The following is a 19,400-nucleotide window of genomic DNA, read 5'->3' as shown; positions in this document are numbered from 1 at the left end:
CCCCACCAGCATAGCCATGCGTGGTGCGGTGGCGATGAGTGGAAACTATGGTCTGATGCTTAATCTGATGCATCAAGACGCTGAACGCGATCGCGCCGTCACTGAGCAAATCGCTTTTTATCAGCAACATCGTCAACTGATCCAATTTGGCACGTTCTGGCGTTTGGTTAGCCCATGGCAGCACCCAGATTTTGCCGCTTGGATGTTCGTTTCGCCTGATAAGCACGAAGCGCTGGTCATGGCTTTTTCCTTGGTGAGCTTAGCCTCTGCGCCGCTGCGGTTGCTGCACTTGGCTGGATTAGATGCCCAAGCACGTTATCAGATAGATGATTCCCCTACCGAGATTGGCGGCGATGAGCTGATGTATCGCGGGATATTCATCGATCCTCCCCTCAACAGAGATTACACCAGCCGTATCTGGCATCTGAGATGTAGCCAATAGGCGTTAACTCTTATTTTGGGGAGCTTTCCCCCTGTTCGCTCACGACTATTTTTCATTCTTCGTGTAGAAAAAGGATTTCTTTAGGCGCGAAATAAATCGCTGTTCTCTGCTTGCCGCCACACTCATAGCAGTGCCCACCTTACTCATTGCTGCTCCAGTACCAACCGCAGGTTTTTGGGATGACGCCCACTTAACCGGCGGAGTTTATTATTCACAGCGCTATCGTGATAAACGCGATATGACCATAGGTAGCCCCAACTACGGCGAATATGTTGAAGATCTGCATCATGCAACCTTTAACGCCAATCTGGATTTCAGCTCGGGATACATCGACGACATCATCGGCCTCGATCTTGCCGCTTTTGCTGCGGAAAATCTGGCGACCGGCAATGCGGCTCACCCCAATGAAATCAGTCTTAGCTCAGCCAACCAACGCTGGGGCGAGCACTGGTCCGGCGATAAGGGCGGGGTCAATTTATATAAAGCCGCGCTAAAACTGAAATATGACGACTACTGGATGCGCGCGGGCTATATCCAGCCATCAGGACAAACCTTATTGGCTGTGCATTGGGGTTTTGTACCTGGAGCCTATCAGGGCGTAGAGATGGGCGGTAGCTGGGATTATGGTGATAACGGAACGCTCTCGGCATCCTATTTCTGGTCCGATCAATATAAGGCACCTTGGTATACGGAAATGTATGAGTTTCGCGCTGCCGATAACAGCACGAAAATCGATTATGTGCAGGCCGCAGGGATTAAGTATGACTTTAAAAACAATCTGATACTGGAAGCTTCAATGGCGCAAGCCGCTGATTTTATGGATCAGTACATGACCAAGCTGTCTTACAGTTTTCCAGTGGCTGGCAACAATCTGCGTGTTAGCTATCAGTTTTATGGAGCAAAAGACAAAGTGGGTAATGGAACAGTTGCGGCCTACGGTTCGATTAACGATGAGTACGACGGCCTCGCCTGGCTGCAGGGCATTACGCTGGGTTATACCGTCGATACGCTGGATTTTCGCTTAGAAGCACAAACCGTCAAAGCCGAAGGCAATCAGGGATTCTTTCTACAACGAATTACGCCAGCCTATGCCAGCTCTAACGGGCGACTGGATATTTGGTGGAATGCCGCGTCGGACTTTGATGCCAACGGCGAAACGTCTGCGTTTGCCGGAGTTGCCTACGATCTCAAGAATTATGATCTCCCCGGCTGGGTTATTGGCGCAGGCTATGTCTATGGCTGGAACGCCAAACCCTGCACTACCTGCACCGTCGACGGCGAACTTGCCGATCAAAACCAGCGCATCGATGAATCAGCATGGACATTCAATATCGCCCATATCGTACAGACCGGGCGGCTTAAAGGAACGCTGTTTAACCTCCATTACATCAACTACGACAATCACGGCAGTAACCCAAACTATAGCGGTGGCTACAACAATATGTTTCAGGATGAAATTGATATCAAATTCAACGTCATCGCGCCATTTACTATCTTTTAAACCAGCGTAGCGCCACAGGGTTCGAGTTAGATGTGGGAACCAGTTAGAGCATATGGCCTGCAACCTGCGGCGATACTGCAACGATGCCTTCAAGGAGGAGAAATGAGCAGAATGGGCATTACAATACTAGGCCTGCTTTTAGCAGGGTGTCAGGGGGCATCTCAACCGAGAAGCGCTCAGGAAACTATTTCACCAAAAGATTATCAAGAGTGTATTCAAGCAGCCATGGATGGCAACGGACAGGCAAGTACGGAGAAATGCAATAAAGTGATGCAGGACGCTCGCGAGTAGCACCTGTTATAGACAATTTTTTAATGCGAGGACGTTAACTTAACGTCCTCGCACATTAAATGATTGACCGCTACCACGGCAGAACCGTAAACGGCTTTTAACGCTGTGAGTATTAGCCTTTACGCACGCGCGCAGCTAATCCTTTCAGAAAATAACGCAGCAGCTGGTCGCCACATTCACGATAATGTTTATGCCCGTCAGCGCGGAAAATAGCGCTCAGTTCGGATTCGGTAATGGCGAAATCCTGAGATTTTAAGATCTCGATAATATCCACGGACTTAAGCTCAAATGCCACGCGCAGCTTTTTTAGAATAATGTTGTTGGTGATACGGCGTTCAACTTTTGGCGCAGGATACTTCTCATCTTTGCCACGCTTGAAGAAAATCAGACCATTCAGGAAATATCCCATCACAACATCAGGGCAAACCTTAAAGCCTTCTTCACCTTCTTTGGTTACGAAGCTCGCCATTTCTTCCAGCGTCACCTTGGTGTCGGCCAGAGCTAAAATGCTGATCATTTTCTCGTTATTCAGATTCAGCATGTAGCGAACGCTGCGTAAAACATCATTATTCATCATTACCGGGTACATCCTCTCGATTTTAGTGCGCAAAAAGCATCAGGGCGCATTATAGAGATATTCTGCGTTTCACGTTGAAGAAATCGTCATCCGTTTGCATTGATGCCTCTATGCCCACGCTTTTGGCCTCTAATTTTCAATGTTACAGGCTTCCGGGCTACGCACCATCACCGTTGGATGACGGTTTTGTTCGTGCCACAAACTGGTCGCTTGCCCACGCGTTAGCTCCAACGCTTGGTCGCGAAACTCAGAAGCGGTGAGCCCCCCACGCTGAGGGAACAGCTGAATCATGGAGCCTAAACTAATGCCCACCACCACTTCGCATTTAGAGTGCTTATGGCTCATCAACGCAGCGCTGCGAAACGGGGCCGCGCCTAAAATGTCGGTTATAAAGACCACCCCATCACCGCTGTCTGCGGCATGTAGCGCATCACACATCATCCGACTAAGCATATTGGTGCTCAGCCAATCGGTATATTCAACGCTGATACATTGCTCTGGCAGCGCCCCCAGCAAATGCTTGAGTGATTTTAGCGTGCCGCTGGCAAAGCCAGTATGTCCTGCTAAGACAATCCCTAACATGTGCGTTCTCCCCTTGCTGCTTGGTACGGCATCCTGCCGTTCGTCGCCATAAATAGTAAAATCTGCTGCGGGCTTTTAGGAGCAGGCATTCAGATTAATCTCACAAGTATTAGGGTTTATCAGGAAATGGCGTTCACCGCAGCAAACATAATCAATAGCGATGCAGGAGTGTGAGATAAGGCAGATATGATGCTATTTAAAACAAAAAACTGTTTAACAGTAACTACGTTTACTTAGGCTCGATTTTAGGGAGAGTACACCGATGGGGTCGTAGCGGCGTCAGCCGCCGGATCGCCCCGCGGTGTACTATGCCCGTGTATCTCGATCTCTTAAACGAACGGCATTACCTTCTTTAACATAGGCTTGAGGCGATTAGGAACGCAGACCGCGCCCGCGCTCAATGAGATACCACGCCAGCAGATAGAACACCACAATAAACGCCAGCAGTACCACAAAGGTGAAGATAAGCGGTACATCGTTAATGCCTAAGAACCCAAAACGGAAGCCGCTGATCATATAGACGATAGGATTCAGCTTTGATACCGCCTGCCAGAAAGGAGGCAACAGGGTCAGCGAATAGAATACGCCGCCCAAATAGGTCAATGGCGTCAGCACAAAGGTTGGCACCAGACTGATATCGTCAAAGGTTTTGGCAAATACGGCGTTCAGCAACCCACCCAGCGAGAACAGGATAGCAGTACACAGCAGCGTCGCCGCGACAACACCCCAACTGTGAACATGGAATGGCACGAAGAATAATGACACCAGCGTCACTAGAATACCCACGCACACGCCACGCGCCACACCGCCGCCGACAAAACCGGCGATGATCACGTGCGTTGGCACTGGCGCAACCAGAAGTTCTTCAATGTTGCGCTGAAACTTAGCGCTGAAAAACGACGATGCCACGTTGGCATAGGAGTTCGTAATCACCGACATCATGATAAGACCCGGCACGATAAACTGCATGTAATCAAAACCATGCATTTCGCCGATGCGAGAACCAATCAGATTGCCAAAAATGATGAAGTACAGCGTCATGGTAATGACCGGCGGCACCAGCGTTTGGATCCAAATTCGGGCAAAACGATGAACTTCTTTGGTCCAGATACTTTTCAGCGCGACCCAATAGAGTGCGTTCATGCCTTTTTCTCCGTATTCACACGCGGTTTTTCATCATGATCGTGCACTAAGGTCACGAACAACTCTTCCAAACGGTTGGCTTTGTTACGCATGCTCAATACCTGAATCCCCTGCGCACTTAGCTGACTGAATACGCCATTCAAGCCCTGCTCACGCAGCACTTCAACTTCCAGCGTTGAGGTATCACGCAGATGGTGCTTATAACCCTCAAGCTTCGGTAATGGGCTTTTCGCCGCCAAATCCAAAATGAAAGTTTCAGATTTCAACTTTGAAAGCAGTTCTTTCATGGACGTGTTTTCAACCAGCTCACCGTTCTGAATAATGCCGATGTTACGACACAGCATCTCAGCTTCTTCCAGATAGTGCGTGGTCAGAATAATGGTGGTTCCCTGAGCATTAAGCTCTTTCAAGAATCCCCACATTGAGCGGCGCAGTTCGATATCTACGCCCGCGGTCGGTTCATCAAGAATCAGCAGTTTTGGCTCATGCATCAGCGCGCGGGCAATCATCAAACGGCGTTTCATGCCGCCAGAAAGCATACGAGCACGTTCGTCACGTTTTCCCCAGAGATCCAACTGCTTGAGGTATTTCTCCGCACGTACCAATGCTTCTGAATGAGCGACACCATAGTAGCCCGCCTGATGCACCACTATCTGCATCACCGTTTCAAACGGGTTGAAGTTGAACTCCTGAGGCACCAAACCAAGCTGGCGTTTAGCATTAACGATGTCACGATCGATGTCATAACCGAACACGTTGACCTTACCGGAGGATTTATTCACCAAGGAGCTAATAATGCCGATGGTGGTCGATTTCCCTGCGCCATTTGGCCCAAGCAGGGCATAAAAATCGCCAGCCTCAACCTGTAAATCAATACCGCGCAGCGCCTGCACGCCACCCGCATACGTTTTGGTGAGCTGGGAAAGTTCCAGTGCGTTTGTCATTATGATTAGCGTACCTTTGCGCCTGAGCTATCAGGCTTTTTTTGGAACGGTTCCAAAACAGTAATAAGCAGAAACCGTCAATAATCGGGATGTGAACGTTGACCGAAGAGTGCCTATTTTACATAGCCATAACAGCATTAGCTACCGTATTTACGGCTTATAGGCACCTGATGCTAAGATACTTTTTGAGGAACATTTGCATAACTTAATGCTAACGGATGGTAATTTTTTCAAGGAATAACGCCGTTATTTTCTATGCCATTTTTTGCTGAAGGCACTGTTCCGATTTCAAAACTGTGACGATTAGCCTATATTAACCATCGCAAACCGCATGTTACAGACGATTAACCTCAATGAAAGAAATCGAAAAACTTATTGCGAATAACCATGCATGGTCGGATACCGTGAGCCAGGAAGACCCAGAATTTTTTGGTCGTCTTGCTCAATCACAGCGTCCGCGCTTTCTATGGATTGGTTGTTCTGATAGCCGTGTACCGGCTGAACAGTTAACGGGACTGGAAGCTGGCGAACTCTTCGTTCACCGTAACGTTGCCAACCTCGTTATCCATACCGATTTGAATTGCCTGTCGGTTGTTCAATATGCCGTCGACGTATTACAGGTTGAGCATATTATTATCTGTGGCCACTTGGGCTGCGGCGGGATTGAGGCTGCGGTCGAAAATCCTGAACTAGGACTTATCAACAACTGGCTGCTGCACATTCGCGACCTGTGGTACAAACACAGTTGCCTGCTGGGTGAACTTCCGCCAGAAAAACGTTTGGATACCCTGTGCGAACTGAACGTAGTTGAACAGGTATATAACCTCGGCCATTCCACCATCATGCAATCAGCATGGAAACGTGGACAAAAAGTGATGATCCACGGATGGGTTTATGGTCTGAAAGATGGCCGTCTGCGCGATCTGGATATCACCACCACGAGCCGAGAAACCCTCGAACTGCGTTATCGCAACGCCATGTCTACCCTGCTGCAACAAGGCTAAATAGACACTCGCGTGATAGCACAACCGCTGATGTCCTGAATGCGATAACAGCGGTTGTGTTTCCTTTCCAATAAACCTCGTCGACACCTCTAACGGAACGTTAATGACGACGCCAAACGAAAAAACAACGCATTAACTCCTTCTAATAACGCCAGCTCCACGAGTTTTTCACGCTGCAGCAACGGTATTTTTTCGCAAATCTCGTCCCATAGCTTTGCCCCGATGCTTTCATCATTCAGCTGGAGTCGATAATACGCTCTCGTCTCGTTTACCTGATGCAAATGCAGCCGCTGCTTAACCTCTTCTGGTAGGCTATCAATATGGTATTCAATAGTTTTTCCATCACGTTTACGCCTCACCCATTCCGATTTTCGGGCATGCGAATGCAACCCCTGCGGTGTTGTGGGCAAAGGTGCTATCTCGGTGAGTTGTTTCGCCGTAAACCATTCTGATTCCATCATTGCTTCCTCTCTAAAAGATATTCGGTATCCACATTAATAGAAATTTCTGTAACAGAAATTAGTAATAACACCTTTTCTTAAAAAGAAGAATTTAAGAATGTTTTATAGAAAATTAACTATTAAATTAAATAATAGAAATAAAGAATTGGTAATTAATAAAACATTCATAGTGCAGATCAATTAATAAAGGCAAGTTTCAACTTTTCTTTTATATTGTAATTTAATCTTAATTCTCTTTTAAGTTGCATTTAATGTTGCTAAATTACGCCGCTGCCACGCAACAAAAAAACAACATTCTAGGGAGGATAAAAAGCAAAAGACCGTTTATATTTTTAATTGCACTATTTAGTTAATGAATAAATTAACGCATCCCGCAATGGAAGGCTAAAAACTCAATAACGACTTTTTGAGGTAATCATGAGCCTATATCGTTTATTTCTTTTTTTAACGACCGCTGTAACATTAATGTTCTCTGCCTATACTTATGCCGTTGATGGGGTTATTCACTTTACTGGCAGCGTTGTTGAAAGTGATTGTAATATCAGCCAAATACAGTCGTCTGTTCAGGCAAGCTGTTACCGAGATGGTAGAGTCATTAGCCAGACTAGACCAATCAATGAATCCAATGGAAAGGTGCTTTTACCTAAGGATCTTGGTTGGACTCAAATTGTGCCTGTGGGTAAAGAGAAAAATTTAAAACTTCTAACCATTAACTATTACTAAATACCCACAACAAAAACGCCGTCAAAAATGACGGCGTTTTTAAGTATCAATAAACTGATTTATTCGTCTAACATAATAACCTTGCCGATATAAGGCAGGTGACGATAACGCTGAGCGTAGTCAATGCCAAAGCCAACCACGAATTCGTCAGGAATAGCAAAACCAACATATTCAACCGGAACATCAACTTCGCGGCGGCTTGGTTTATCTAATAAGGTGCAAATAGCCAAAGATTTAGGGCCACGCAGAGCAAATAATTCACGTACTTTGCTCAGGGTATTACCGGAGTCAATAATATCCTCAACGATCAATACGTCTTTTCCGCGAATATCTTCATCCAAATCTTTCAGGATTTTAACGTCACGGGTGCTATTCATACCGTTGCCATAGCTAGACGCAGTCATGAAATCGACTTCATGCGGAACATCAATCTGGCGGCAAAGATCAGCCATAAACATAAAGGAACCACGTAGCAAACCAACCAGAACCATCTCGCTGCCGCTATCACGGTAATCTGCTGAAATCTGACGGCCTAGTTCAGCAATACGCTGACGCACTTCCTGTTCAGAGATCATTACTTCAACTGTATGTTTCATCGCTATATACCTTTAGACCGAGTCCTGTAAATCGTTCTTTCACCCCTACCAACCCTTCATCATAACGCCAAAACGCACCGAGTTGCCGCATACATGCAGACACTATTTAATGATGAGAGGAGGAGTGGAGCGTTTAAGGGCGCAGAGTATAGCAAGGTAATAGAGCGCCGTCATGGGCAGCGCTCTACTCATCACCTACATAGATAATTTTACTGAGAAATTAAAAACGGTCGGTTTTAACAATTTGCTCAAACGGCAACTTGCCGATACGAGGATACGGCTGGCTCACACCTTTGCCGATCGCGATCATCAGGCAAATTTCATAGTGTTCTGGCTTATTAATAATTTTACCAACGGCGTCGAAATCAAAACCATCCATTGGGCAGGAGTCATATCCATGCGCCTTAGCGGCTAGCATCAGCGTTTGGGCAAAGATACCCGCGCTGCGCATAATTTCGTCGCGCTGGGTCTGCGCTTTTCCACGATAGTAGCTATCCACTGCAGGCACCATATATTGCTGCACTGGCTCTGCGGCTTCTGCCCAAATGTTTTTTACCTGAGACTCCCAGCTAGAGACATCGCCGCACAGCACTACCAGCATAGAAGCATCGGTAACCTGAGCTTGGCCCCATGCAGCTTCACGAATTTTCTCACGCTGGGCGCGGTCTTCAATCAGCAATGGGCGCCAATGTTGCAAGTTAAAGGCGCTTGGCGCATTTTGCAGTGCAATATTCAGCAGCTCTTTTTTTTCTTCTAAGGTCATGACATAACCAGCATCAAACTGCTTGGTCGCACGGCGTTGTTGGATCACTTCGATAGCATTCATTTTTCAATTCCGTCCTCATTATTATTCTCACCAAACCATTGTCATTAAATTAGACCAGTTGTCTAGTGATGCTTTGAGGCTGTTAGTTTTTTACGAAAAAACTCAACTCACCGTAAACGACATCATCATGCCAGTGTCTTCATGTTCGAGCAGATGACAATGCGCCATGTAAGCGCGTTCTTTCGGCGCTTCGTGATCGAATTTCACCAAGACTTCGCTTCGCCACCCTTCAACACGCACCGTATCTTTCCAGCCACTACGATGAGCCGCAGGCGGTTTACCGTTTTCAGAAAGAATGCGGAACTGCGTGCCATGGATATGGAATGGATGCAGCATCATGTCGCCTTCACCAGAAATGGTCCATTTCTCGTAGGTGCCACGTGGCACATCAAACATCGGTTTGGCCATATCAAACGCAATACCGTTGATTTTGTTGCCGTGCATGAAGTCATAACCCGGAGCCGTTGGGTTACCCTGCCCCATTGCGCCATGATTCATCTTCCCATTCCCCATCTGCCCATGATCCATATGTCCTTGCATCTGACCGTGATCCATACCCGCCATATTGCCGTGACCTTTCATGTCCATGCCGGCCATGGATGCCATGCCATAGCGCTGCATCATCATTTGCATGCCCATCATGTCGAGCTGAGGATCCATCATCAGCTGCAACCAGCGCGTTTTCACATTATCTGCAGCGGGAACAGCGGGCATATTCACTAAAGCATCAGGTAGTTTTGCTTCATTACTCTTCAGCGTAGGCTGAATATGCAAAACGGGCAGAGCGCGATCGAACGGCGGCAGCGTCATCCCCATTTGTTTGACCGGCAAAGTGATAATGTCGAACGCCTTACCATCGCGAGTATCGACTAAAACCTCAAAACGCTCGCCCATCAGGATCGGTAGCTCTGTTAATTTAACCGGCTCACCCAGCAGCCCGCCATCGCTGCCGACCACATACAACGGACGACCATCGCTGGTAGCCAGATTCAATGAACGCGCATTACACCCGTTCAGGAACCGCAGTCGCAGCCATCCGCGCGGAGCAAGATGCTGAGGGTATACCGCACCGTTGGTCAGCATCATATCGCCAAACCATCCTACCGCCGCCGTCATGATATCGAGCTGGTAATCAATATTGCCTTTGGCATCGAGACGCTTGTCTTGCAGGATCACCGGCACATCATCAACGCCCCACTCTTTTGGCAATGGGAGCTTCGCGCTTTCTTCATCATCAATAATAATCAGGCCGCCTAAGCCCATCGCCACCTGACGCCCGGTTAAACCATGCGTATGCGGGTGGAACCATGCCGTTGTTGCGGGTTGGTCCACTTTAAACGCCGCGGTCCATACTTTGCCCGGCTCAATCACCGCCTGCGGCCCACCGTCAGACGTGCCCGGAATCTCCATACCGTGCCAATGCATGGTGGTCGCCTCTGGCAGCGCGTTGGTCACATTAATCGCTACGTCCTTACCTCGCTGCAAACGCATGGCGGGCCCTAATAGCGGACCATTAATACCCCAGGTCGGCGTTTGCATCCCCGCTTTCCATTTCATGCTACCGGTTTGTACATTGAGCGCTATTTTCCCTGCGGCATCTGGCGTGAGTAATGCAGGGATCGGTAATGCTGGATGATCGGCCGCAAAAGCGGCACGGCTCCAGAAAGGTAAGGCGCTGGATGCACCCAGCATGGCAGTCAGTTTGATAAAGTCGCGGCGAAGCATGTCAGATTCCCTTGTGCGTCAGTGAGTAGACTCGGTTAAACTTAGACGTGTTTAGCTTCATACGTGAAGCTACGAAATGTTTAGCTGCAGTTAACTATTGCCATTTTAGGGTAGACCTTCCAGTAAGGGGAAAGTCAAGCTAGCACTTGATTTAATGGAAAGTAGGTTCCATAAATTGATTGATGAAATGAGCAAGAAACACTGTAGAAACAGGGCTGAAATATGATACCGTCAAACTACAACTACATAATGTGCATCTGTTTATGAAAAAAACCTCGCTGGTGCTTTTGCTTTTAGGTTTGCTGAGTTTTACCTCCGCCAGCCAGGCTCTTGATGATATGCAATCCGAAGATTTAGCCGATCTCACCGCTATCTTCGTATTTCTAAAAAATGATTGTGGTTATAACGACTTACCTAATGCGCAAATCAAAAAAGCGATCGTCTTTTTTGCCAACCGTAACGGATGGGATTTATCCAACTATAACACTAAGAAAATGAAGGCGTTGGGTGAAGACAGCTACCACGATCTCAGCCGAATTTCGATGCCAACCGCGACGAAATGCAAATATCTGGCCCGAGACTCTCTAAGCCTGCTCGCATACGCAAACTAAGCTACTATCGTCGATAGTGGCAACTCAAACGGCAGACCTAATCTGCCGTTTGATATCTCAACGAGAGATAAATTCAGGCTCCCAACCAAGCTAGCGCGTCGAAGCGATGAAAGCGCGATATTTCTCTAGCACCAGTAAAAAATCTTCTAAACCACAGAATGAGAGGCTTTCCTCATCGTAATAACTCATCCCCTCTTCTATTTCATCGCCTTCCACTGCCAGTTGATTAGCACGAACCATCACTTCTTCACCGTCTAACCACAGCGTGTATTCGTGCCCGGTTAACTGCCACTGGCGTTCGCTGCCTTTCACCTCAGCCGCGGCCTGTTCAACCTGAGTCAGCAAAGCCAAATCGCCTTTAACTTCCTCGTTTAGCCAGTGCCCAACGACCTCGTGCCCCATCGAAAATACGGCGACAACCTGCCCCGTTACATCATGGCGAAATTCATAATCCATCGTTCAGCCCTCCGCGACTTTCCCCTATTTTTTCTGGGGATGACTTACTTATAGTGTAAACATCCATCGCGTAGCTGCACTGTCGAGGCTCGCAAACTGGAAAAATAAAACGGAGGCCATGGCCTCCGTTGTGTTACCTGCACGATTTTCACTGGAAAACCGGCGCGATATATCAGCAAAAATAGCGTCTAGGGTCAAGCCAGCTCGCGTTTCTTCTCGCTGATATCATGCTCAATCCCTTGCTTCACATCAGCAGGGATTTTTAGAGACTGCGCCAAAGCATCCAAATAGCTACGCTCCATAAAGTGATCGATATCGATCACTACACAGCTCAGATAATAGAGCTCAAGCGCCTCGTCTTCGTTCTTAATATCTTGCGCTAACAGCGCTGGATTTAACGGTTGTGCCAAGGCCTCTTGCACCCAATGCTCTGCTTCAGCGCCGAGACCAAGCTCATGCAAGCTATTATCGATGGCCTGACGCTCCGCATCATCTACATGCCCATCGCTTTTCGCCGCAAACACGACAGCCTGAATTAGGCGCTTGGTTCGCGCATCAATGGGCGATGCGCGCATACCAAACTGAGGTTCATCTTGATGCGTCTCTTTAACCCGTTGCTTGTACTTATTCCACAGCACCGCACCTACCGCAGCCGAGCCGCCAATTATCAGCGCGTTTTTACCGAACTTGCCCGCTATTTTACGTGTGGATTTATTACCTAACAGCACACCAACTAAGCCGCCCAATGCCGCCGGAGCCAATAGTTTGCCAAACCCTTCAGACCCGCCGATCGACTTAGTTTTATCACCGAGCATAGATTGAATCTGTTGCATCCAACTGTTTTTCATAACACACCCCATAGGCGCAATTTATTGATGTTATTGCATGCAGATTACGGATTTATCTGTCAGTTTACGTATGGGAAGTGAAAACTTGCTTATGGCGTGAGTTGGGGGATAGTCGATAAAAAAAGGAGGCCGAAGCCTCCTCGATATTCAGTCACAGCTGAAAATTAAACCGCTGTCTGGAAAATCACACCGTCAGCCTTCTCAGTGTATTGCTCCAGCTTATCAAAGTTCAGATAACGGTAGGTGTCTACCGCCGTTTTATCAACCTGTTCCATGTACTGCTGGTACTCTTCTGGATTTGGCAAACGACCTAACAGCGAAGCCACCGCGGCCAGCTCGGCCGAGGCCAGATACACATTTGCCCCCGTCCCCAAGCGGTTCGGGAAGTTACGCGTTGAAGTCGATACCACCGTTGCCCCATCGGCCACGCGTGCTTGGTTACCCATGCACAGTGAACAACCAGGGATCTCAACGCGTGCGCCACTCTTACCAAAGATGCTGTAGTAGCCTTCTTCGGTCAGCTGGGCGGCATCCATCTTCGTCGGCGGAGCAACCCACAGGCGAGTTGGTAGCTGGCCTTTGTGACCATCCAACAGCTTACCTGCAGCACGGAAATGACCAATGTTAGTCATACACGAACCGATGAAGACCTCGTCGATTTTCTCACCGGCTACGTCAGACAGTAGACGCGCATCATCGGGATCGTTTGGCGCGCACAGAATTGGCTGTTTGATATCAGCCAGATCGATGTCGATCACCGCCGCGTATTCTGCATCCGCATCGCCTTCCAGCAGTTGCGGATCGGCCAGCCATTTTTCCATACCCTGAATACGACGCTCGATGGTACGACGATCGCCGTAACCTTCTGCGATCATCCACTTAAGCAGAACAATATTGGAGCTCAGGTACTCTTTGATTGGCGCCTTATCGAGTTTGATCGTACAACCCGCAGCAGAACGTTCTGCAGAAGCATCCGCCAGCTCAAACGCCTGCTCAACTTTCAGCTCTGGCAAACCTTCAATTTCCAGAATGCGGCCAGAGAAGATATTTTTCTTACCTTTCTTCTCAACCGTCAGTAAACCCTGCTGAATCGCGTAGTAAGGAATGGCGTGAACCAAGTCGCGCAGGGTGATACCCGGCTGCATTTTACCTTTGAAGCGCACCAGCACAGATTCAGGCATATCCAACGGCATCACGCCGGTTGCTGCGGCAAACGCCACCAAGCCGGAACCCGCAGGGAAAGAGATCCCGATAGGGAAACGCGTATGGGAGTCACCGCCGGTACCAACGGTATCAGGCAGCAGCATACGGTTCAGCCATGAGTGAATAATGCCATCGCCCGGACGCAAGGAAACACCGCCACGGTTCATAATGAAATCAGGCAGCGTATGGTGCGTGGTCACATCTACCGGCTTAGGATAAGCCGCAGTATGGCAGAACGACTGCATCACTAAATCAGCAGAGAAGCCCAAGCATGCCAAATCCTTCAGCTCATCGCGCGTCATTGGCCCCGTGGTATCCTGTGAGCCCACAGACGTCATCTTAGGCTCACAGTATTGCCCCGGACGAATCCCTTTGGTACCACAAGCACGCCCCACCATTTTCTGCGCCAGAGAGAAACCTTTGTTACTCGCAGCAACGGGTTTAGCGATACGGAAAACTTCGCTGTGTGGCAGATTCAATGCTTCACGTGCTTTGGTGGTTAAACCACGGCCGATAATCAGTGGAATACGGCCACCGGCGCGAACTTCATCCAGCAGCACTTCGGTTTTCAGCTCGAATGTTTCCAGCAGTTCATTCGTTTCGTGATTGCGCACTTCGCCTTTGTACGGGTAGATATCAATCACATCGCCCATATTCAGCTTAGAAACATCAACTTCGATCGGCAACGCCCCCGCATCTTCCATCGTATTGAAGAAGATCGGTGCAATTTTACCGCCGAGAACCACACCGCCGCCGCGCTTGTTTGGCACATGAGGAATATCGTCGCCCATAAACCACAGCACGGAGTTAGTCGCTGACTTACGCGAAGAACCGGTTCCGACCACGTCGCCAACATAGGCCAGTGGGAAACCTTTTTTGTTGAGTAATTCAATTTGCTTGATCGGACCCACGCTACCCGGCTGATCGGGAACAATACCGTCGCGTTCGTTTTTCAGCATCGCTAATGCGTGCAAAGGAATATCGGGACGAGACCAAGCATCAGGCGCAGGAGACAGATCGTCGGTGTTGGTTTCACCGGTCACTTTAAACACGGTGACCGTGATTTTCTCGGCTAGTTCTGGGCGAGATAAATACCAATCGGCATCAGCCCACGATTTTAAAACCTGCTGGGCATGCACGTTGCCTGCTTTGGCTTTCTCTTCCACATCGTAGAAGTTATCAAACATGAGCAGCGTATGAGACAGCGCTTTTGCGGCGATAGGTGCCAGTTTGGCATCATCGAGGGCATCAATCAGGGGATGGATATTGTAACCGCCCTGCATGGTACCGAGCAGTTCAACGGCTTTTTCTTGAGAAACCAGAGGAGAGGTCGTTTCGCCTTTCGCAACAGCGGCTAAAAAACCCGCTTTGACGTAAGCCGCTTCATCAACACCCGGTGGCACACGGTTGATCAGCAAATCTAACAGAAATTCTTCTTCACCAGCGGGCGGCGATTTCAGTAACTCAACCAACCCAGCCATTTGCGTCGCATCCAGTGGTTTAGGAACCACGCCTTCTGCCGCACGTTCAGCGACGTGCTCGCGATATTCTTTTAGCACGACTTTATCCTCGCTCTCATTGTTGGAGTCATTATGTGTGCAGAGGGTGTGTTTCGTAGTACGTTCTCGATACGGTATAAAAGCCTACTACGGAACACACCCACCACCGGGTTACGGGTAAGTAAGATGCCTTTAGAACGTTGTTCCACGCTCTGAAAGTACCCCCAAAATAATTCAAGCTGATTGAAGGCGGCAAACCTGTGAGTCCCTAGGAACTTACTCAAGTAAGTGACTAGGGTGAGCGGGTGCAGCCAACGCATAAGCAGCTTGAAGTATGACGGGGATAAAACCTTTCAAGTTACAAGGTCTTCATAAGTAGAGTACCCGGTTATGCCCGTCCAGCATATCAGGATTTAACTCGGTTGTTAAACCGTTCACATAAAAGCAACATAAATAGCGCATAATGCAAATTGGTATCGTTCTGTAACAGTATTAAATGTTGAAAACTGATAAATCTTGATCTGTTCTAGAATCTAAGCGCGGTTTTTTTCGCTATGATCCACTATCACCACGAGTAGATGCAGGATGCGGAATGATACTTAAAAGGAAGTCGAAAAGTTTTTATCTTACAGTGCTTCAGATTGCCTCGGTTTTATTGGCCGTCGCTGCGCTGTTTTTCCTGATCGACAATACTCAATCACAGTATCTGGTACTCAACGGAAACCACCTAGCTCGGACAGACCTCGACAATGGCCCTATAATTTGGGGAATGAATTTCTTCTTGTTTGCGCTTTTGGTTGGAGTACTGCTGTTCACTATCGCCTTTTTTATCGGTTTTAAAGACGATTAGCAGCTTGAGTAGCGGTTGTGAATGACATAAAAAAACGGCTCCCGAAGGAGCCGTTTTGCATTTCAGCGTAGTCCGCAAAAAAATTATTTCTTCTTCGCTTTCGGGTTCGGCAGGTCAGTGATGCTACCTTCGTAGATCTCTGCGGCTAAACCAACTGACTCATGCAGCGTTGGGTGCGCATGAATAGTCAACGCGATATCTTCAGCGTCACAACCCATCTCGATTGCCAGACCGATTTCACCTAACAGCTCGCCGCCGTTAGTGCCGACAATCGCACCACCGATGATACGGTGAGTTTCTTTGTCGAAGATCAGTTTGGTCATACCGTCTGCGCAATCAGAAGCGATAGCACGGCCTGAAGCTGCCCACGGGAAGGTGGAAGTTTCATAGCTGATGCCTTTTTCTTTCGCTTCTTTCTCGGTCAGACCGACCCAGGCAACTTCTGGCTCAGTATAAGCAATAGAAGGAATAACCTTAGGATCGAAGTAGTGCTTCATGCCCGCGATAACTTCAGCGGCAACGTGACCTTCGTGAACACCTTTGTGTGCCAGCATTGGCTGACCAACGATATCGCCGATAGCAAAAATGTGCGGTACGTTGGTACGCAGCTGTTTGTCGACGTGGATAAAGCCGCGCTCGTCAACTTCAACGCCCGCTTTGCCCGCTTCCAGCAGTTTACCGTTTGGTACACGGCCGATAGCAACCAGCACCGCGTCATAACGCTGTGGTTCTGCTGGCGCTTTCTTGCCTTCCATCGTGACGTAGATACCATCTTCTTTGGCTTCTACCGCGGTCACTTTAGTTTCCAGCATCAGGTTAAATTGCTTGCTGATACGCTTGGTGAAGACTTTCACCACGTCTTTGTCAGCGGCAGGGATAACCTGATCAAACATTTCAACCACGTCAATCTGAGAACCCAGCGCGTGGTAAACGGTACCCATCTCCAGACCGATAATACCGCCGCCCATGACCAGCAGACGTTCTGGGACTGATTTCAGCGCCAGCGCATCGGTTGAATCCCAAACGCGTGGATCTTCATGTGGAATGAACGGCAGCTGAATTGGACGAGAGCCCGCAGCGATAATCGCGTTGTCGAAGTTAATCACGGTCGTGCCGTTTTCGCCTTCAACTTCCAGTGTGTTAGCACCGGTGAATTTGCCCAGACCGTTAACCACTTTCACTTTACGGCCTTTTGCCATCCCAGCCAGACCACCGGTCAGCTGAGTGATAACTTTCTCTTTCCAGACACGAACTTTATCGATGTCAGTTTTCGGCTCACCGAAAACGATGCCGTGCTCTGCTAAGGCTTTGGCTTCTTCAATCACTTTAGCGACGTGCAGCAAAGCCTTAGAAGGGATACAACCGACGTTTAAACATACGCCACCCAAGGTGGAGTAACGCTCAACGATGATGGTTTCTAAACCTAAATCCGCGCAACGGAAAGCCGCAGAGTAACCTGCAGGGCCCGCCCCAAGTACCACGACCTGAGTTTTAATTTCAGTACTCATCATGACCTCTTTATTGTTTGTCCGGCGGGTGCGACATCATCCACATTGATAACATCACTGCCAACGTCATTGTTTGGCTCACAACCTTTATTTCCAAAGGAAAGAGGAGAGTCATTCATAACGCCCATCTACCACCGGGACGCTCGTACTGCCCATAGTTTACAAAAATGTTAACAATTCTGTAAAGCTTTGATCGGGTGACGAAAGTCTCACTATCCAATGCTGAACCGTATTAGCTCCAGCACTGACGCACTTGAAGAAAAAAGCCGGCCGTTTGGCCGGCTTTTAGGGTTACATCACTAGGCGACGAATGTCTGACAGCATATTGTTGATGATGGTGATAAAGCGAGCACCATCAGCACCGTCAATCACGCGGTGGTCGAAGGAAAGAGAAATCGGCATCATCAGACGCGGCGTAAACTCTTTACCATTCCATACCGGCTCAATCGCTGATTTAGAAACACCCAAGATAGCGACTTCAGGCGCGTTAACAATCGGCGCGAAGTGGGTTGTACCCAGGCCACCGATGCTGGAGATGGTGAAGCAACCGCCCTGCATTTCGCCAGCCGTCAGCTTACCATCACGCGCTTTCTTAGAGATCACCGTCAGTTCACGAGACAGCTCAGTAATGCTCTTCTTGTTAACGTCTTTGAAGACAGGAACAACCAGACCATTTGGCGTATCAACCGCAACACCGATGTTGATGTATTTCTTCAGCGTCAGGCGCTGCGCATCTTCAGACAGAGAGCTGTTGAAACGTGGCATCTGCTCAAGCGCTGCCGCAACGGCTTTCATGATGAAGACCACTGGGGTGAATTTCACGTCCAGTTTACGTTTCTCAGCTTCGGCGTTCTGCTGTTTACGGAACGCTTCCAGATCGGTGATATCGGTTTTGTCGAAGTGCGTAACGTGCGGGATCATCACCCAGTTACGGCTCAGGTTAGCACCAGAAATTTTCTGGATGCGACCCAGTTCAACTTCTTCGATTTCGCCGAACTTGCTGAAGTCAACTTTCGGCCAAGGCAACATGCCCGGAATACCGCCACCCGCTGCCGGAGCAGATTCAGCGCGTTTAACCGCATCTTTCACGTAAGCCTGAACGTCTTCGCGCAGGATACGACCTTTACGGCCAGAACCTTTGACTTTCGCCAGGTTCACACCGAATTCACGCGCTAAGCGACGGATAACCGGCGTTGCGTGAACATAAGCGTCGTTTTCAGCAAACTCGCCTTTCGATTCAGCTTTAGCCGCTGGCGCAGGGGCAGCTTTCTGTTCCTGTTTAGCCGGAGCAGCGTCCTGTTTAGCAGCTGGTGCAGCTGCAGGAGCCGCGCCTTCTACTTCAAAGGTCATGATCAGTGAACCGGTTTTTACTTTGTCGCCGGTCGCGATCTTGATTTCTTTAACCACACCCGCGAACGGAGCTGGGACTTCCATAGAGGCTTTATCGCCTTCTACGGTAATCAGTGATTGTTCAGCGGCAACTTTATCGCCCACTTTTACCATCACTTCAGTCACTTCAACTTCGTCACCGCCGATGTCTGGAACTTCAACATCTTTAACCGCTGATGCGCCCGCTGCCGCAGCAGCTGGAGCCACTGACTGTGCTGGTG

At 48.7% G+C, this 19,400-nt stretch carries 20 protein-coding genes; 7 read left to right on the top strand and 13 right to left on the bottom strand.

The features are described 5' to 3' along the window. The 3 genes from BN1044_RS19600 to BN1044_RS19590 all read left to right on the top strand — a co-directional run. Positions 1 to 442: GH36 C-terminal domain-containing protein (locus BN1044_RS19600; protein WP_139130980.1), on the top strand; the 442-nt coding region annotated here is incomplete at its 5' end. Between the two features lie 91 nt (positions 443 to 533). Continuing rightward, entirely contained in the window at positions 534 to 1,943 is a 1,410-nt protein-coding gene (locus BN1044_RS19595; RefSeq protein WP_072310085.1) for an OprD family outer membrane porin, read from the top strand. Positions 1,944 to 2,054: 111 nt separating this feature from the next. Then, positions 2,055 to 2,234, top strand: a complete 180-nt coding sequence (locus BN1044_RS19590) for a ChiQ/YbfN family lipoprotein (protein ID WP_247650339.1) — start codon at positions 2,055 to 2,057, stop codon at positions 2,232 to 2,234. 112 nt (positions 2,235 to 2,346) lie between these two features. Here BN1044_RS19590 and BN1044_RS19585 read toward each other — a convergent pair whose 3' ends face one another. From BN1044_RS19585 to BN1044_RS19570, 4 genes are all read right to left on the bottom strand, one after another. Further along, a complete protein-coding gene (locus BN1044_RS19585) occupies positions 2,347 to 2,811 on the bottom strand; it encodes a YehS family protein (RefSeq protein WP_025800288.1) in 465 nt (154 codons plus the stop codon). A gap of 129 nt (positions 2,812 to 2,940) precedes the next feature. Beyond that, positions 2,941 to 3,393 (bottom strand): PTS sugar transporter subunit IIA, encoded by a 453-nt coding sequence (locus BN1044_RS19580; RefSeq protein WP_072310083.1) that lies wholly within the window; start codon positions 3,391 to 3,393, stop codon positions 2,941 to 2,943. Positions 3,394 to 3,765: 372 nt separating this feature from the next. Next, positions 3,766 to 4,536, bottom strand: a complete 771-nt coding sequence (locus BN1044_RS19575) for an ABC transporter permease (protein ID WP_072310082.1) — start codon at positions 4,534 to 4,536, stop codon at positions 3,766 to 3,768. Next, positions 4,533 to 5,480: an ABC transporter ATP-binding protein gene (locus BN1044_RS19570; RefSeq protein ID WP_072310081.1), complete on the bottom strand. Its 948-nt coding sequence runs from the start codon at positions 5,478 to 5,480 to the stop codon at positions 4,533 to 4,535. The genes BN1044_RS19575 and BN1044_RS19570 overlap by 4 nt, the downstream gene beginning before the upstream one ends. A gap of 353 nt (positions 5,481 to 5,833) precedes the next feature. Here BN1044_RS19570 and can point away from each other — a divergent pair, with 353 nt between their 5' ends. Beyond that, complete coding sequence (gene can / locus BN1044_RS19565) at positions 5,834 to 6,484, top strand: carbonate dehydratase (RefSeq protein ID WP_072310080.1); 651 nt, start codon at positions 5,834 to 5,836, stop codon at positions 6,482 to 6,484. An 89-nt stretch (positions 6,485 to 6,573) separates the two neighbouring features. Here can and BN1044_RS19560 read toward each other — a convergent pair whose 3' ends face one another. Continuing rightward, the gene (locus BN1044_RS19560; RefSeq protein WP_247650338.1) at positions 6,574 to 6,945 is read right to left on the bottom strand and encodes a DNA-binding protein; all 372 of its coding nucleotides are present in this window, start codon (positions 6,943 to 6,945) and stop codon (positions 6,574 to 6,576) included. 417 nt (positions 6,946 to 7,362) lie between these two features. Here BN1044_RS19560 and BN1044_RS19555 point away from each other — a divergent pair, with 417 nt between their 5' ends. Further along, positions 7,363 to 7,668, top strand: a complete 306-nt coding sequence (locus tag BN1044_RS19555) for a hypothetical protein (protein WP_072310078.1) — start codon at positions 7,363 to 7,365, stop codon at positions 7,666 to 7,668. 59 nt (positions 7,669 to 7,727) lie between these two features. On the opposite strand, the gene hpt is transcribed toward BN1044_RS19555, so the two are convergent. From hpt to cueO, 3 genes are all read right to left on the bottom strand, one after another. Beyond that, positions 7,728 to 8,264: a hypoxanthine phosphoribosyltransferase gene (hpt, locus tag BN1044_RS19550; RefSeq protein ID WP_072310077.1), complete on the bottom strand. Its 537-nt coding sequence runs from the start codon at positions 8,262 to 8,264 to the stop codon at positions 7,728 to 7,730. A gap of 220 nt (positions 8,265 to 8,484) precedes the next feature. Further along, a complete protein-coding gene (locus BN1044_RS19545) occupies positions 8,485 to 9,090 on the bottom strand; it encodes a nitroreductase family protein (RefSeq protein ID WP_072310076.1) in 606 nt (201 codons plus the stop codon). A 102-nt stretch (positions 9,091 to 9,192) separates the two neighbouring features. After that, positions 9,193 to 10,815 carry a multicopper oxidase CueO gene (gene cueO, locus BN1044_RS19540; protein ID WP_072310075.1) on the bottom strand — a complete coding sequence of 541 codons (1,623 nt, stop codon included), beginning with the start codon at positions 10,813 to 10,815 and terminating at the stop codon, positions 9,193 to 9,195. A gap of 263 nt (positions 10,816 to 11,078) precedes the next feature. On the opposite strand from cueO, the gene BN1044_RS19535 reads away from it, so the two are divergent. Continuing rightward, positions 11,079 to 11,426 carry a YacC family pilotin-like protein gene (locus BN1044_RS19535; protein ID WP_025800331.1) on the top strand — a complete coding sequence of 116 codons (348 nt, stop codon included), beginning with the start codon at positions 11,079 to 11,081 and terminating at the stop codon, positions 11,424 to 11,426. A 90-nt stretch (positions 11,427 to 11,516) separates the two neighbouring features. Here the strand turns inward: BN1044_RS19535 and yacL are convergent, their stop codons facing one another. The 3 genes from yacL to acnB form a co-directional block, all read right to left on the bottom strand. Next, positions 11,517 to 11,882, bottom strand: a complete 366-nt coding sequence (gene yacL / locus BN1044_RS19530; protein WP_072310074.1) for a protein YacL — start codon at positions 11,880 to 11,882, stop codon at positions 11,517 to 11,519. A 194-nt stretch (positions 11,883 to 12,076) separates the two neighbouring features. Next, positions 12,077 to 12,730: a tellurite resistance TerB family protein gene (locus BN1044_RS19525; protein WP_072310073.1), complete on the bottom strand. Its 654-nt coding sequence runs from the start codon at positions 12,728 to 12,730 to the stop codon at positions 12,077 to 12,079. A 164-nt stretch (positions 12,731 to 12,894) separates the two neighbouring features. After that, positions 12,895 to 15,492 carry a bifunctional aconitate hydratase 2/2-methylisocitrate dehydratase gene (gene acnB, locus BN1044_RS19520; RefSeq protein ID WP_072310072.1) on the bottom strand — a complete coding sequence of 866 codons (2,598 nt, stop codon included), beginning with the start codon at positions 15,490 to 15,492 and terminating at the stop codon, positions 12,895 to 12,897. Positions 15,493 to 16,024: 532 nt separating this feature from the next. On the opposite strand from acnB, the gene BN1044_RS19515 reads away from it, so the two are divergent. Then, positions 16,025 to 16,282: a hypothetical protein gene (locus BN1044_RS19515; protein WP_072310071.1), complete on the top strand. Its 258-nt coding sequence runs from the start codon at positions 16,025 to 16,027 to the stop codon at positions 16,280 to 16,282. 83 nt (positions 16,283 to 16,365) lie between these two features. Here BN1044_RS19515 and lpdA read toward each other — a convergent pair whose 3' ends face one another. Further along, the gene (gene lpdA / locus BN1044_RS19510; protein WP_025800335.1) at positions 16,366 to 17,790 is read right to left on the bottom strand and encodes a dihydrolipoyl dehydrogenase; all 1,425 of its coding nucleotides are present in this window, start codon (positions 17,788 to 17,790) and stop codon (positions 16,366 to 16,368) included. A gap of 291 nt (positions 17,791 to 18,081) precedes the next feature. Next, the coding region (gene aceF, locus BN1044_RS19505) for a pyruvate dehydrogenase complex dihydrolipoyllysine-residue acetyltransferase (protein ID WP_072310070.1) at positions 18,082 to 19,400 on the bottom strand (1,319 nt) is incomplete at its 5' end.

Origin of the sequence: Hafnia alvei (assembly GCF_900095695.1) — a bacterium.
GTDB lineage: Bacteria > Pseudomonadota > Gammaproteobacteria > Enterobacterales > Enterobacteriaceae > Hafnia > Hafnia alvei_B.
This window is presented reverse-complemented; position numbering and strand designations above follow the sequence as displayed.

Excerpts from the sequence above, each read along its gene's own strand:
- lpdA (WP_025800335.1), bottom strand. The coding sequence starts at position 17,790 with ATGAGTACTGAAATTAAAACTCAGGTCGTGGTACTTGGGGCGGGCCCT.
- BN1044_RS19570 (WP_072310081.1), bottom strand. The coding sequence starts at position 5,480 with ATGACAAACGCACTGGAACTTTCCCAGCTCACCAAAACGTATGCGGGT.
- BN1044_RS19535 (WP_025800331.1), top strand. The coding sequence starts at position 11,079 with ATGAAAAAAACCTCGCTGGTGCTTTTGCTTTTAGGTTTGCTGAGTTTT.
- BN1044_RS19545 (WP_072310076.1), bottom strand. The coding sequence starts at position 9,090 with ATGAATGCTATCGAAGTGATCCAACAACGCCGTGCGACCAAGCAGTTT.
- BN1044_RS19585 (WP_025800288.1), bottom strand. The coding sequence starts at position 2,811 with ATGATGAATAATGATGTTTTACGCAGCGTTCGCTACATGCTGAATCTG.
- hpt (WP_072310077.1), bottom strand. The coding sequence starts at position 8,264 with ATGAAACATACAGTTGAAGTAATGATCTCTGAACAGGAAGTGCGTCAG.
- BN1044_RS19560 (WP_247650338.1), bottom strand. The coding sequence starts at position 6,945 with ATGATGGAATCAGAATGGTTTACGGCGAAACAACTCACCGAGATAGCA.
- can (WP_072310080.1), top strand. The coding sequence starts at position 5,834 with ATGAAAGAAATCGAAAAACTTATTGCGAATAACCATGCATGGTCGGAT.
- BN1044_RS19525 (WP_072310073.1), bottom strand. The coding sequence starts at position 12,730 with ATGAAAAACAGTTGGATGCAACAGATTCAATCTATGCTCGGTGATAAA.
- BN1044_RS19590 (WP_247650339.1), top strand. The coding sequence starts at position 2,055 with ATGGGCATTACAATACTAGGCCTGCTTTTAGCAGGGTGTCAGGGGGCA.
- BN1044_RS19515 (WP_072310071.1), top strand. The coding sequence starts at position 16,025 with ATGATACTTAAAAGGAAGTCGAAAAGTTTTTATCTTACAGTGCTTCAG.
- BN1044_RS19555 (WP_072310078.1), top strand. The coding sequence starts at position 7,363 with ATGAGCCTATATCGTTTATTTCTTTTTTTAACGACCGCTGTAACATTA.
- BN1044_RS19580 (WP_072310083.1), bottom strand. The coding sequence starts at position 3,393 with ATGTTAGGGATTGTCTTAGCAGGACATACTGGCTTTGCCAGCGGCACG.
- cueO (WP_072310075.1), bottom strand. The coding sequence starts at position 10,815 with ATGCTTCGCCGCGACTTTATCAAACTGACTGCCATGCTGGGTGCATCC.
- BN1044_RS19575 (WP_072310082.1), bottom strand. The coding sequence starts at position 4,536 with ATGAACGCACTCTATTGGGTCGCGCTGAAAAGTATCTGGACCAAAGAA.
- yacL (WP_072310074.1), bottom strand. The coding sequence starts at position 11,882 with ATGGATTATGAATTTCGCCATGATGTAACGGGGCAGGTTGTCGCCGTA.